The sequence below is a fragment of the Miniphocaeibacter massiliensis genome (genome assembly GCF_900232905.1).
Classification (GTDB): domain Bacteria; phylum Bacillota; class Clostridia; order Tissierellales; family Peptoniphilaceae; genus Miniphocaeibacter; species Miniphocaeibacter massiliensis.
Genome location: NZ_OCTQ01000001.1, coordinates 682,067 through 696,546, shown reverse-complemented (window position 1 = coordinate 696,546; position 14,480 = coordinate 682,067). Strand labels below are relative to the sequence as shown.

Genomic DNA, 14,480 nt, shown 5'->3' with positions numbered 1-14,480 from the left:
ATGAGGAAAATAAAAAAGAGTGGACTGAGTTTAAAAATCTGGATATATTTTATAATTACTAAAAGAAAGGTTTTTTAACCGTTCTTTTAGTAATTTAATCCATTTTTAAATACATTTTTCAAAAAGTTTCCAACAATATCTGAAAATCTTGTTATATTTGATATATATGCAAAGTCTTGTCCATATATTTTCTTTTCACTAGGTAAGTCTTTAGTTTCTCCAGTAAATACCCCAAGAATAGTGTTGCCAGAGTTACGACCTAAAAATACTTCTTTGGCAGTATCTCTAACAGCTTCTTCTTTAACATAATCTACAGCTTTTTGTTTTAAGTTACCAATTATTTTAATATTTATTTTATCATATGGTTTTCCATCGCTTAAAACTATTAAAATTTTTCTATCAACAGGAGAATTTTTCATCAAATGATTTATAGTTTTTATAGCAAGTCCATCTCTATTAGAACCAGACGCGCTATATTCAAAAATATTTTGATTTTTATTTTGAGTATCGTTATAATCTCTAAAAAGTCTTAAAACTAAAACATTATAGAAGTTATTGAAAGACATAACTCTTGTAGGGATATTTAATTCTGTTAATGCTTGTGCAATTACATAACCTTGTGAAGCGACTATTTCTTGCCTTTCTATTTGAGAAGCAGAACTATCAAGTAATATGTCTACAGAAACTGTACCTATTTCATCTTTTAGTTCTTTTAAAAATATTTTATTATTGTGTAAATACTTTGGTTTCCAAAGATATGAAGGAATTAATTTTCCAGAGCCAGACAAAGTAGAACTTTCTTCTAAGTCAGCCAGTATTTCCTTTTGTATAGTATCTTTTAATTTGGTGATAGATCGTTTATATATAAGAAAGTTTTTTTCAAAATGTTTTAAATTTTCCTTTTTATTAAACTCTTGTTCAGATATTCTAAATTGTTCATTAGGTGTATTTCCAAATTCACCTTTTGTAATTAAAATTTTAATTCCGTCATGATAACCTGTACATAACTTATTTTCAAGTTTTAAATTATTAACTTTGTTTAAGATGCTTTTACCATATACTTTTTCAGCTAAATCTTTAGTATAGAGTTCTTTAGAATAAATGTTTTTACTGTAATTTTCATCTTTTTCATCATTATTTTTATTCATATCTTCAGATAAAAGATTTATTTTGTTAAATTCAGCAGCCTCTACTTCTTCATCTACTTTGGTATCACCTTTACTGTTAAACTCTAGCTTAGGTTTATTTTGAGATTTTTCCAACTCTTTTTCATTAGCTTTTTCAACGATTTTATCTATTTTTTGTTTATATTTTAAATCTAAATTTAAGTAAAAATGATTTTTTATAATATTCTTTAGTTTTAAGATTAAGTCAGAACTGTTTTTTATATCTTTTAAATTCATTATGTCATTTAGTAAAAGTATAGTCATTTCTCTAGTTTTAGGAACTTGTTTTAATTTCCTACTATAAAAAGCATACTCTAATTCTTCAGTTAAGTTTGTAGGTTGTCTAAATTTATAGTAATCAAATTTAGTTTTTACTGTGTAGTTTCTGTATTCAAGTATACCTGGTCTATATTTTTCATAGTAATTCCAAAAATATTCTTCCAGTATTAATTCAGTAACTTTATAGTAATCTTCTGGTTTTGGATTGTCATTTATTAAAATATTTAAAAATGAATAAATTTCATTCATTTGAAATTTCATATAAGAAAAACCAGAAAGAGCAGATTTATAAAAATTAATTTTTTCATCGCTACCAAATTCAAAAATACTGTAATTTGGTAAAAAATTATAATTGTTTGAAATAGTCCAAATTAAATTATTCCTTCTAATATTTTCAAATGTGTTTAAATTTTCAGACATTTTATTAACCTATAAATATATCTTCTTTAGTAAGGTTATTACTAAACAAACTGTCTATTTCATCTTGTATTATTTCTTTTTCAAAATTATCAAAAGTTTTATTAACAATACCTATTTTTAAAGCAGATTTTATATCTAATCCTATTTTCATTGCACCAATAGCAGCTATTAATCCCCTAATATCTATTGGGCGAGAAGATATTTCTGAGTTTAAACTTTTTTCTTGTAAATCTAAAAATAGTTTAGTAAATAATTCTATAGCATTTTTTGTTAAATCAAAATCTGTTTTTAAAATATTTTCTAGAGTATTCTTATCAGACATAGGCATATCAATTATTAAAAATCTAGATATTAAAGCTTCGTTTAATTCTCTAGTTCCAGCATATCCATAATTCATAGTGCCAATAAATCTTGTTGCATCATCTAGTTTTATTTTGTCATAACCAGGAATATCAATAATTCTTCTATGATCCAAACTAGAGTGAATAACAGCGACAGAATCATTTTTTGCCATATTGACTTCGTCTAATATCCCGAAACCTCCATTTATAGCAACATCATAAACAGGACCAGGTCTAAAAGAAACTTGGTTATTTACAAAAGTATCTGTACCAACTAAAGTAGAACTGTCTGTGTTTACATGAAAAGATATGTTCCATGTTGGTCTTTCAAAAAGTAGTGCTAAATTGTCACAAAGTACATTTTTACCAGTTGCTTTAGGGCCAGTTAATAGTATATTGGAACCTTGTAGAATTGCACTAATGGCTTGTTCCCAAACTTCTTTGCCATAGTATTTGTAATGAGGTGTAGGTATTCTTTCTATATATTTATCATTGGAATATTTTTTCCTAAATTCTAATATTCCATTTATTAATTCATTATTTATTCCTTGTTCTTTTAAAAAATTAATCATAGTTTTCCTCCAGTAGATAATTATACCATAATGATTAAAATTATCATTTAATTATTAAGTTTATTTTAATATCTTTATGTTATAATTAGTATTATTCGAGGTATAGCTATGTGTGAATATAATTATTCAATAGAAGAAGTGGAAGAAATGTTAGAAGAAATTGCAGAAAGTATTCCTAAAGCATTATACAAAAACCTACATGGTGGTATAGTGCTAATTGAAGGAGCAAAGATACATACAAAAAGCATTGAGCCAAGTAAATTATACATAGCAGGGGAATATATTAGAAATAGAAATACTGGCAATCACATAAAGATATACTATGGTTCAGTTATGAAACTTTATCAAAACTGGAGTAAAGAAAAATTAAAAGAAGAATTGGGTAAAATTTTAATACACGAATTTAGGCATCACATAGAGTATGAGGCAGGAGATTATTCTTTAGTGGTTGAAGATAAAATATTTATAAATAATTATTTAGAAAGGCATAGTGAATGAGGAAAATTTGGGGGAAGTTTATATTAAAACTTGCTAGGTTTATAGAAATTATAGTAGGAGGACTATCAAAGGGAGTTAATTTTGTAGTAACATTTGTTTCACAACTAGGAAAAATCCTTTGGTCTGCTTTAGTAATGGTAGCATGTGGCGGCTTTTTTATATTAGGACCATTTTTGTTGTTTAATCCATATGCTATGGTAGTAATTGTTACATCAATATTTATATTTGTTATTATTCCAATGATAGGTAAAATATTTGCAAGTTGGCTAGATTATATTAACTATTCAGCTGTAGAATTTTTAAGGAATTATGGGGATTATTTAATAAATAACAAAGCTAATTTTAAATCTTATAGGGAATTTTCAAAAGATTATAAAGATAAAAAAGCAAGAGAAGAAAGAGAAAGGGAAGAGCAACAACGAGCACAAAATGATTTTTGGGAAGAAATATTTAAAAACTTTACTCAAGGTGGAGGAGGTTTTTATTATAAAACTTATAATATGAATGATGAAGACTTCGGAAATCAATTTGGAGGTTACAGTGGATATGGTGGTCAAAGACAGGGTTATGGAGGTTACAATCAAAGCTATGGAAATCCTTTAGATGACTTTAGAACTAAATATAAAGAAAGTTGTAAGGTTTTAGGAGTACCAGAAAACACTGATAAGTATGAGGTAAAAACAGCATATAGAAAGCTTGCTAAAAAGTACCATCCAGACATAAATAAGAGTTCAGAAGCTACAGAAATGTTTCAAAAAGTTAATTCAGCATATGAATTTTTAAGTGAAGAGAATATACAAAGATATAATAAAATGAATATAAATTAAGAATATAATAATTTTGAGTAAAATATTTAAGGAATAAAATTATAACATAGAAATAAAGAGGGGTGGAGCTATCACTCCTCTTTATTTCTATGTTATAATATACTGGGTGATGTCATGGAAAGTTTTATAATAGGATTTTTAGAAAATTATGGATATTTTGGAGTATTTTTACTTATTTTTATAGAAAATTTATTTCCACCAATTCCTTCAGAAGTTATTTTGGGACTTGGAGGATTTTTCACAACCTCTACAGACCTTAACTATTTTGGGGTAGTGATATTTGCGACTATAGGATCTGTACTTGGTGCAATTATTTTATATTATATTGGGTACTACATAAATTCTGATAGAGTAAAAAATCTTTTAAGAAAAGGGAATAAAATTTTACAAGTAAAAGGCGGAAAACTAGATAAGGCTATGGAAATATATAAAAAATATGCTAGTGTATCGGTTTTTGTATGTAGAATGATTCCTATTATTCGTTCAATTATTTCAGTTCCAGCAGGAATGGCTAAAATGAATATAGGTAAATTTATAGGGTTAACGGCTCTTGGTTCTTTAATATGGAACTCTATTATTACATATTTAGGCGTTTACTTAGGAGATAACTGGATACAAATTGAAGTTTTGATAAAAGAGTATACAGTGATAGTTTTTGGAGCTATTTTGATAGTAGGTCTTGGTTATATTTTTTATAGGATAAAAAAGAAGAAAAAAGAAGGTAAAGATAGCTAATAGTATTTATATAAAATATATTAAGAAAGGGTGCTCGTCTTGGCTGATGATAACGACAAAGGTAACAATTCAAAAAAGAAAAGCTTTATTGGAAAGTTAATTGATGATTTAGAAATTAACAAAGATAATAAGACTAAATTTGAAGATGTTCAAAAAAGAAAATTAAATCCAAATATTGTTGAATATGATTGGGAAGAAGACAGTCCTTTAAAAGGTAGAAGAATTTTAATAACTAAAAAAAGTGACTTTTTAAGAAAAAACTACAATGATTCTACTCTAGATAAAAAGCATATAAAATTAGAAGATGATAAAGTAGAAGAAGATATATTAAGAGTATCAAAGCCTAAAAAAGTAAAAAAAATAGTTCATAAAAAAATTGATAAAAGTAAAATTGAAGACAAAAAAGAAAATCTTCAAACTAGTAATTATAAAGAAGAAAATAAACAAGTAAACGAAAATAATGTAGGAAAAAATTTAGTAAGAGAAGAAGTTCCTAATGAGAAAAATATAGAAGAAAAAACAAATTCTGAGATAAAAAAGGAAAAAGCTGGAAAAAACAGTTTTAATTTTAGAATACTAAAAGATAAATTATCAGAAATAATGGGAAGATTCAAAAATGATAAAGAAGATGAAAATAAAGTACAAAAAAGGAAGTTTCCCATCAAGTTTATATATCTAATTACTTCTCTAGCATGTGTATTTTTATTATTTTTAGGAATAATGATTGTTTCTGGTGGAGACAGTGTTTCATTAGATAACGTAAGCAAAGAATTTATACAGAGATTAGAAGAAGGAAATACTGAAAAAATAGAAGAAATAGTATCTTTTGAAGGCAAGAATACAGAAAGTTACAAGAAATCTATATCTAATTTCGTGAAATTGTATAAAGAAGATAACGAATTTAAGGAGTATGTTAAGACTTCTGTAGAATCAGATGTTAAGAATATACAGGAAAATAAGAATTATAAGACTAAAAATTTAATAGGAATAGTTGAAGCTGGTAAAAAACACTTACTTTTTCCAGGATATAAGGTAAAGATATCTCCCTTATCTATTAATACTGAAAGTATAGTTGAAAAAACTATAAAAATAGGAGATGAAAGAGAGATAATTAAAGGAGAAATGTTAGTAATACCAGGTGTATATGATATTATTACAGAGTTTGAGTTTTTAAAATTAAAAGATCTAGCATATGTTAAATATCAAAATAATGAAGCTAATTATAATCTTAATTTAGGTTATTCAAATTCTGAAATTTATAATGATAGTTTTGATTTGCAAGAAGGAAACTATAAATTTGAAATTAGGAATGCAGATGATGAAGCCTTAGTATTTATAGATGGTAAAAACACTAATAAGACAGTAGAAGAATTTAACGAGATGGAAGGTAAAAACTTAGATGATGGTAATTCTATAGCGGTATTAAATAAATCAGCTATAGGATATGGACTTTCAGATTCAATAGCGTTAATAAATGCTGATGGTAGTGCTAAATTTAAAGTAAACTATGAAAATAATTTAATGTTAGATAAATTTATCAGTATGATAAAGACTACATTGCAAAATGACAGTAAAGCTTTTAGGAATTCAGATATAAATATGTTAACAACATTAGGTGGAGAAGAATTAGATGCTGCAATAGGATGGATTAACAAGAATATAGGAAATAATCAATATTACATTAGAGATTATATGTCTTATTTGGTAGATAAAGATTCATTTGATGTTAAAGAAGGTGGATATTTTAGTTCTACGTCAGCTTATGTTGGAGGATACTTGAACTATAAAGAAGGTAAATTCAGTAATGATGATAAAAATCCGGATTTAAATAATTTAGATGAATACGTAGATAAGAAAACAGGATTCCACTTTAAATTTGACGAAGATGAAAAAGCTTGGTATGTAGACTTATGGGGAACAACTTATAGGAGTATAGAAACAAATAATACTTTATTGTTAAAACTAAAATAGGAGAAAATTATGAATATGAAAGCAATTCACACTTGTATAAGAGTATATGATTTAGAAAAATCTATTGAATTTTACGAAAAAGCTTTGGGCTTAAAAGTTACAAAGAAAAAAGACTATCCTGAAGATAAATTTACACTAGTATACTTGGGAGATGGAGAAAGTGAACATGAAATTGAGTTAACTTATAATTATGGACATGAACCATATGATTTGGGAAATGGATATAGTCATATAGCTTATTCTGTTGAGGATTTAGAGGATGCTCATGCAGAGCATGTTAGATTAGGTTATAAAGTGACTGAATTAAGTGGCTTGTCTGACTCAAATAGACCGAAGTTCTACTTTATAACTGATCCAGATGGGTATGATATAGAGATTGTTAGAAAGAGGAGTTAATAGTTGTTAAATATCGTAGATTTAAGTAAAAAAATCAAAAACAAACAAATTATTGATTCTGCAAATTTAACTATAGAAAAGGGTAGGGTTTTTGGGGTTTTTGGAAGTGAGAACTCTGGAAAAACTACCCTTTTAAGGATAATTTTAGGAGTTATAAAAGCAGATTCAGGAAATATTATATACAATGATAGTAAATTTATTCCACAAAACACAAATATATCATACTTACCACAAAAAAGTGGACTATATTATGATATGAAAGTATATACACAATTAAAGTTGTTGTGTAGTCTTAAAAAGATGCCTAAAAAGGATATTGATAAGAATATAAAATACTGGTTGAAAAAGTTTAAAATAGAAGAACTAAAGAACGAAAAGTATAATAATATTTCAAGAGAGAATCAACAAAAAATTAAACTTATTGCATTATTAATAGATAATCCAGATATAATAATATTAGATGAGCCATTTAGAAGCATAGGATTTATAGGTATTTATGAGTTAAAAAGTATCTTGCAAGAACTTAAAGAAGTGGGAAAGATTATTTTAATAGCTAGTGAATACCTTAATTATATAGAAGTAATATGTGATGATATTGCATTTATGTATAATGGAATATTAAAAGACTATGGAAGTATAGAAGGTTTGATAAAAAGCAATTCATATAATAAAATTTCAATAAAAGTAAAAAATTGCAAAGATGTGAATAAAATTATAGGAAATTTACTTAGTGTTAAAAAAATTATTTCAGTATGTGAAGATGAAATAATAATTGAATTAACGGAAGGTAACAATATAGAGGATTTAATTAAAGACTTATTTAATAAAGGAGTTACATTCACTTCAATAGGATCAATTAAAAAAAGTTTAGAAAATATTTATATGGAAGAATTTAGAAAGGAATTAACAAATAATGTTTAAGTTGACAATTTTTGAATTAAAAAGAATTCTAAAAAATAAAGTTTTTATTCTAGCAACCATTGTTATATCATTATTCCTTTTAGGATTAACATTTTTGCCACAAATTTTTCGGGGAAATGTAAGTTCAAATTCTGGAACAGCAAGTATAGAATACAATTATAAAAAATCTGATTTTAATAATAATAAAGTTTATTTTGGAGATGATTTCAAAGATCCAGAAGATCTTATTGCTTTAATGAATTTAAGTATACAAGATATTGCTTCAAGTGAGTCGGAATTAGAAAATATGGTTAAACAAGGTTCTATACATAGAGGAATTGTATTTAAAAGTCCAACAGAGTATAGAGTTATTGTTAAAAACAATAATTTGTTTAATTCATCGGATGATATAATTGCATTATTAGACAATTTTAACTTTAATACATATTTAAAATCAAATAATATAAATCCAAGTGTATTAAATCACGGAAAAGAATACAATATAAAAGGTACTGTTACATCATTAGAAGGTAGGGGGAGTACAGGCTATATTGTAAATATAATTATAATGATAATGTTTTATGCATTAATATTATTTTATGGGAATAGCATGGTCATCAATATAATAAAAGAAAAGAAGAATGGAGTTTATGAAACGGTGTATAGTTTTACAAATTCATTTTCATTATCTATTAGTAAAGTTATTGCGTATAGCATAGTAGGAGTACTTCAATTTATGTTGTATATGTCTTTTATTTTAATTGGATTAAATAGAAATAAAGAGTATTATATGTCAGAAGGATTTGACAGCATGGGTGGTATAAATTTCAATATGATATTAATATATTTATTATTTATTATTTTAGGATTTATTTTCTACCTGTTATTATATAATATACTTTCTAATTTTATAAAAAAAGTAGATAATGTTGTTAATATATCCATACCAATATTATTTTTGCTTTCATTTGTAATAATTTCAACATTTGTTGGAGTAAATTATATAAATGGACAGTTTATGTATATACTATCATTACTACCATTTTCATCTATAATCGTTGCTCCACTATTATTTAATATGACAAATATGGAAATTAGTAGCATTTTAATAAGCGTAGGGATATTGGTTTTTATAAATATAATTTTGGCAATAATTTCTATAAAAGCAAATAAAAAATATTTATATATAAAAAAAGACTTTTAGCTAAAGCTAAGAGTCTTTTTTTATCTTTCAGTTATACTAGTATAATTATTTTCAGATGCTATTGAAATGTAACCAGGTCTCATAATTTTTTCATCTCTAGTTTGTTCAAGTCTATGAGCACACCATCCTGCCATTCTTGCAACGGTAAAAATAGGAGTATATAATTCAGGAGGAATGCCTAGCATTTCATAAACAAGTCCTGCATATAAATCAACATTTGCACATATTTCAAAATCTTTACCTTTTCTTTCTTTAAACTTTAAAACAGTTAGTTTTTCAATATTTTCTAAAAGTTCAAATTTTTCAGTATATCCTTTTGCAGCAGCTAATTCTTTTGCTTTTTTCTTTAATAATACAGCTCTAGGATCAGATTTTGTATAAACAGCATGACCCATACCATAGATTAATCCTTTTTTATTAAATACCTTTTTGTCTAAAATATCATCTAAATAAGAAGATAACTCATCATAATTTTGCCAGTTACAACTTTCAATAATATTATTAATCATTGAGCGAACCATAATATTTGCTCCACCGTGTTTAGGACCTTTTAATGAACCTATAGCAGTAGAAATAGCAGAATATGTGTCAGTTCCTGTTGAAGAAACAACATGGGTAGCAAAAGCAGAGTTATTACCACCACCGTGTTCAGCATGCACGACCATACATAAATCTAAAAGTCTAGCTTCTTCTTTAGTGAATTTACAGTCAGGTCTTAACATATGAAGTATATTTTCAGCTATCGAAGCATTAGATAAAGGTCTATGCAAAATCAAAGATTTATTATCATAATAATGTCTTTTAGCCTGATAAGAATAAACCATCATTACAGGAACTTTGGATATTAAACTCAAGGATTGTCTAAAAGTATTTAAAAGTGATGTATCATCAGCAGTTTTGTCATATGTGTAAAGTGTTAAAACAAGTCTTTGTAACATATTCATCATATTATTACTTGGGAATTTTAAAATATTATCTTCATTAAAAAACTTAGGGAACTCACGATTGTATTCCATAACTCTATAAAATTCAGATAGGGCTGCCTCTGAAGGTAATTTACCTAGTAATAATAAAAATGCAGTTTCTTCAAATCCGAATCTATCATCTTTTTGAAAGCCATCAACTAAATCTGTAAGAGGTATTCCTCTATATAGAAGTCTACCGTCAATAGGCACTTTTTTATCGTCTTTAACCTCATATCCTACAACATTTGCAATCCCTGTAATACCAACAAGTACGCCTGTACCGTTAGAATTACGAAGTCCTCTTTTTATATTGTATTTTGTATATAGGTTAGGGTCTATATAGCTACTACTATCAAGTAACTTTAGAAAATTATCTTCTATTTCATTAATTGATTTATTATTAGAATTATCTACAACCATATATCCTCCTATAAATTTTTAATTATTGCATCTGTATATTCTTCTGTTGATTTATTACCACCTAAGTCTCTAGTAAAATTGTCTTTATCACTTAAAGCCTTGTGAATTGCACTCTTTATTTTATTAGAAGCTTCTATTTCTCCTAAATAATCCAACATCAAGCAACCACTTAAAATTAAAGCAGTTGGATTAGCATAGTTTTTACCAGCAATATCTGGCGCAGAACCATGAACTGGTTCAAAAATTGCCAAATCTTTACCTATGTTTGCACCAGGAATAAGTCCAAGACCACCAACAAGACCAGCACAAAGGTCAGATAAAATATCACCATATAAATTTTCGGTTAAAATAAGTTTGTATTTTTCTGGGTACATTACAAGTTGCATAGCCATGTTATCAACTAAAACTTCCTCAAGTTCAATTTCTGGATAATCTTTAGCAACTTCTCTTGAAACATCTAAAAACATTCCGTCAGTAAATTTCATGATATTTGCCTTTGTTACAACAGTAACTTTGTTAATTCCATTTTTCTTAGCAAATTCAAAAGCTTCTCTAGCAATTCTTTCAGAACCTTTTTTAGTAATTACTTTAATACTCTTAGCTGTGTTTTCATCTTCCATTTCTTCAATACCTTGATATAAATCTTCAGTATTTTCTCTAAAGATGGTAATATCTATATTTTCAAACTTACTATCTATTTTTCCTAAAGATTTAACAGGTCTAACATTTGCAAATAAATCATATTTTTTTCTTAAAAATACATTTGCAGATCTAAAACCAGTTCCAATAGGGGTAGTCATAGGTCCTTTAATACCTACTTTGTTTTTTTCTAAACTCCCAAAGCAATCATCTGAAATTATTTCACCATATTTTTCAAATTGTTTTTCTCCAGTTTGATAAATATCCCACTGAATATTAACATCAGCAGCTCTAAAAACTTTTCTTAAAGAAGCACATATCTCTTTTCCGATACCGTCTCCTTCTAACATTGTAACTCTATGCATTTTACACCTCTAATTTATTATTTTTAGCATAATTTAAAAATCCACCATTTAAAACAACTTCAGTTTCTCTAGGAGAACCTTTAAATAATACTGGAATTTCTGTATTTTTATTAACTACTTTAACAGTAAATTCTTTTCCGTTTTTAACAGAATTGATAACATTACTTAATTCTAAAGTATCATTTTCATCTATTTTGTCATAATCATCTTTGTTTACAAAAATAAGTGGTAAAATACCGCTGTTAATTAAATTTGAACGGTGAATTCTAGCAAAAGATTTAGCAATAACAGCCTTAACACCTAAGAATAAAGGAACAAGTGCTGCGTGCTCTCTTGAAGAACCTTGACCGTAGTTGTCACCACCTACAATTATTCCACCATCATTTTTTATAGCTCTATCATAAAAATCATCAACTATAGTTTTAAATGAAAATTGTGATAAGTAAGGTATATTAGATCTAAATGGTAAAAGTTTAGCATTAGATGGACAAATATCGTCAGTAGTAATATTATCACCAGTTTTTAAAATTACATTTTTTTCAATAGAATCAGTTAAAGGAATAGCTTTAGGGAAAGGTTTAATATTTGGTCCCATAACAACAGGTTTTCCTAAATCTTCTTCCACTGGAAAAATAAAGTAATTATCACTTTTACCGTAATTTTCAGGTTCAGTTATAGTCAAGTCTATATTTAATTCACTAGGGTCAGTTAAGAAACCTGTAATAGCAGAGGCCGCGGCAGTTTCTGGACTAACTAAATATATATCAGCATCCATTGTTCCGCTTCTTCCTTTAAAATTTCTATTAAAAGTTCTAAGACTTACACCTTTAGACTTAGGAGCTTGTCCCATTCCTATACAAGGACCACAAGCTGATTCCAATATTCTTGCACCAGCTTGAATAAAAGTAGCAAGAGCTCCATTTTCACTTAAAAGTCTTAGAATATTACTGGAACCAGGAGCAATAACTAAACTAACAGAAGGATCGACTTTCTTTCCTTCAAGAATTTTAGCAACTTTCATCATATCTGCATAAGATGAATTAGTACAAGAACCTATAGCAACTTGGTCAACTTTAATTTTTTCGTCTTTAACATTTGCAATATTGTCTGGACTATGAGGTTTTGCAGTCATAGGAATAATATCATTTAAATTAATTTCTAAAGTATTTTCGTATTCTGCATCAGCGTCAGGTGAAAGAGGAGTATAATCTTCGGGTCTATTTTGCTTAGTTAAGAAGTCTAAAGTTCTTTCATCACTAGGGAAAATAGAAGTAGTAGCACCTAGTTCAGCACCCATATTACAAATAGTAGCTCTGTCTGTAACAGAAAGAGAATCTACACCAGGGCCGGTATATTCCATGATATAACCAACGCCACCCTTAACAGAAAGTTCTTTTAAAACTGTTAAAATAACATCTTTACCATTACATTTATCACTTAACTTACCAGTAAGTTTAACATTATAAACTTTAGGTACAGTTATATAGTAATAACCATTTGCCATACCAACCGCAACATCTAGTCCACCAGCACCAATAGCTAAAGCACCAAGACCTCCAGCAGTTGGAGTGTGAGAGTCAGATCCAATTAAAGTAGCACCTGGTTTAGCAAATCTTTCAAGTTGAACTTGGTGACAAATTCCTCCACCTGGCTTAGAGAAAACTAAACCGTATTTTCTAGCAGAAGTTCTAATAAATTCATGGTCGTCTGCATTTTCAAAACCAGCTTGAATAGTGTTGTGGTCAATATAAGCAACAGATAAATCTGTTTTAATTTTGTCTATACCCATAGCCTCTAACTGTAAATAAACCATAGTACCAGTAGAATCTTGAGTTAAAGTTTGGTTTAACTTAATGGCAATTTCTTTGCCAATTTCTAGATCACCTTCAATAAGATGGTCTTTAAGTATTTTATATACCAATGTTCCTTTCATAAAAAAATCACCCCTAATCAAATTGTCAAATAAGTATAATTATATAAGATATATCACTTTAACACAATAGTGAAAGCTATAATATAGATACAATTACAAATAAATATCGAGAAATAAAATCCTTTATAATTATATTATACTATAAAAGCAATATATGAACTTTCTTTATAATAGAATTAAGATAAGAATGGAAAATAAGGGTATTAAAATTATATTAAATTATAAATTATCTAAGGAGACAAAAATGAAAACAAAAAAGATTTTAGATAGAGAAGGAGAATTAAATTTATTAGAAATATTAGAAAAAAGATTTAAAGAAAATATGCACAGACATAATGGGGTAAAGTGGCAGAAAGTACTTGAAAAATTAAAAGAAAATCCTAGTAAATTAAATACTCTAAGTAAAATGGAAAAAACTGGGGGAGAACCAGATGTAGTAAAGTTTAATTCAAATATAAAAGAATACGTTTTTGTAGATTTTTCAAAAGAAACTCCAGAAGGAAGAAGAAGTCTTTGCTATGATAAAGAGGCATTAGAGTCTAGAAAGAAAAATAAACCAGAAAATAGTGCATTAGAAATGGCTAAAGAAATAGGAATAGAAATATTAACTGAAGAAGAATATAGGAGGTTACAAAAAGTAGAAGAGTTAGACTTAAAAACATCAAGTTGGGTTTTTACACCAAAAGAAATAAGAGAATTAAAAGGAGCACTTTTTTGTGACAGAAGATATAATCATGTATTCTTATATCATAATGGAGTAGAGTCATACTATAGTTCAAGAGGATTTAGAGGAAAACTTAGAGTTTAGAATAATGATTATGAAGTAATATAAAGAACATAATTAAATAA

13 protein-coding genes are annotated in these 14,480 nt (G+C 27.2%); 8 read left to right on the top strand and 5 right to left on the bottom strand.

Features of this window, described 5'->3' with window-relative positions; all coding sequences use genetic code 11:
- Positions 1–86: 86 nt before the first annotated feature.
- Entirely contained in the window at positions 87–1,865 is a 1,779-nt protein-coding gene (locus tag CS899_RS03640; protein ID WP_099203586.1) for a vWA domain-containing protein, read from the bottom strand.
- 4 nt (positions 1,866–1,869) lie between these two features.
- On the bottom strand, positions 1,870–2,778 hold the full coding sequence (locus CS899_RS03635) for an AAA family ATPase (protein WP_099203585.1): 909 nt from the start codon (positions 2,776–2,778) through the stop codon (positions 1,870–1,872).
- Positions 2,779–2,886: 108 nt separating this feature from the next.
- On the opposite strand from CS899_RS03635, the gene CS899_RS03630 reads away from it, so the two are divergent.
- The 7 genes from CS899_RS03630 (at position 2,887) to CS899_RS03600 (ending at position 9,309) form a co-directional block, all read left to right on the top strand.
- On the top strand, positions 2,887–3,276 hold the full coding sequence (locus tag CS899_RS03630) for a metallopeptidase family protein (protein ID WP_099203584.1): 390 nt from the start codon (positions 2,887–2,889) through the stop codon (positions 3,274–3,276).
- The gene (locus CS899_RS03625; protein ID WP_099203583.1) at positions 3,273–4,103 is read left to right on the top strand and encodes a DnaJ domain-containing protein; all 831 of its coding nucleotides are present in this window, start codon (positions 3,273–3,275) and stop codon (positions 4,101–4,103) included. The genes CS899_RS03630 and CS899_RS03625 overlap by 4 nt, the downstream gene beginning before the upstream one ends.
- A 114-nt stretch (positions 4,104–4,217) precedes the next feature.
- Positions 4,218–4,838 carry a DedA family protein gene (locus CS899_RS03620; protein ID WP_099203582.1) on the top strand — a complete coding sequence of 207 codons (621 nt, stop codon included), beginning with the start codon at positions 4,218–4,220 and terminating at the stop codon, positions 4,836–4,838.
- Between the two features lie 39 nt (positions 4,839–4,877).
- A complete protein-coding gene (locus tag CS899_RS03615) occupies positions 4,878–6,809 on the top strand; it encodes a TcaA second domain-containing protein (protein WP_099203581.1) in 1,932 nt (643 codons plus the stop codon).
- A 9-nt stretch (positions 6,810–6,818) separates the two neighbouring features.
- Entirely contained in the window at positions 6,819–7,205 is a 387-nt protein-coding gene (gene gloA / locus CS899_RS03610; protein WP_099203580.1) for a lactoylglutathione lyase, read from the top strand.
- A gap of 3 nt (positions 7,206–7,208) precedes the next feature.
- Positions 7,209–8,126: an ABC transporter ATP-binding protein gene (locus CS899_RS03605; protein WP_099203579.1), complete on the top strand. Its 918-nt coding sequence runs from the start codon at positions 7,209–7,211 to the stop codon at positions 8,124–8,126.
- Positions 8,119–9,309, top strand: a complete 1,191-nt coding sequence (locus tag CS899_RS03600; protein WP_099203578.1) for an ABC transporter permease — start codon at positions 8,119–8,121, stop codon at positions 9,307–9,309. The genes CS899_RS03605 and CS899_RS03600 overlap by 8 nt, the downstream gene beginning before the upstream one ends.
- Positions 9,310–9,329: 20 nt before the next feature.
- On the opposite strand, the gene CS899_RS03595 is transcribed toward CS899_RS03600, so the two are convergent.
- Genes CS899_RS03595 through CS899_RS03585 form a run of 3 tightly spaced genes read right to left on the bottom strand, consistent with a single transcriptional unit; the run spans position 9,330 to position 13,631 of the window.
- Positions 9,330–10,694 carry a citrate synthase gene (locus tag CS899_RS03595; RefSeq protein ID WP_099203577.1) on the bottom strand — a complete coding sequence of 455 codons (1,365 nt, stop codon included), beginning with the start codon at positions 10,692–10,694 and terminating at the stop codon, positions 9,330–9,332.
- An 8-nt stretch (positions 10,695–10,702) separates the two neighbouring features.
- Positions 10,703–11,698, bottom strand: coding sequence for an isocitrate/isopropylmalate dehydrogenase family protein (locus tag CS899_RS03590; protein ID WP_099203576.1), 996 nt, complete (start codon positions 11,696–11,698; stop codon positions 10,703–10,705).
- Position 11,699: 1 nt separating this feature from the next.
- On the bottom strand, positions 11,700–13,631 hold the full coding sequence (locus tag CS899_RS03585; RefSeq protein WP_099203575.1) for an aconitate hydratase: 1,932 nt from the start codon (positions 13,629–13,631) through the stop codon (positions 11,700–11,702).
- A gap of 244 nt (positions 13,632–13,875) precedes the next feature.
- Between CS899_RS03585 and CS899_RS03580 the strand changes: the two genes are divergently transcribed.
- On the top strand, positions 13,876–14,439 hold the full coding sequence (locus tag CS899_RS03580) for a DUF4256 domain-containing protein (RefSeq protein WP_099203574.1): 564 nt from the start codon (positions 13,876–13,878) through the stop codon (positions 14,437–14,439).
- Positions 14,440–14,480 lie beyond the last annotated feature (41 nt).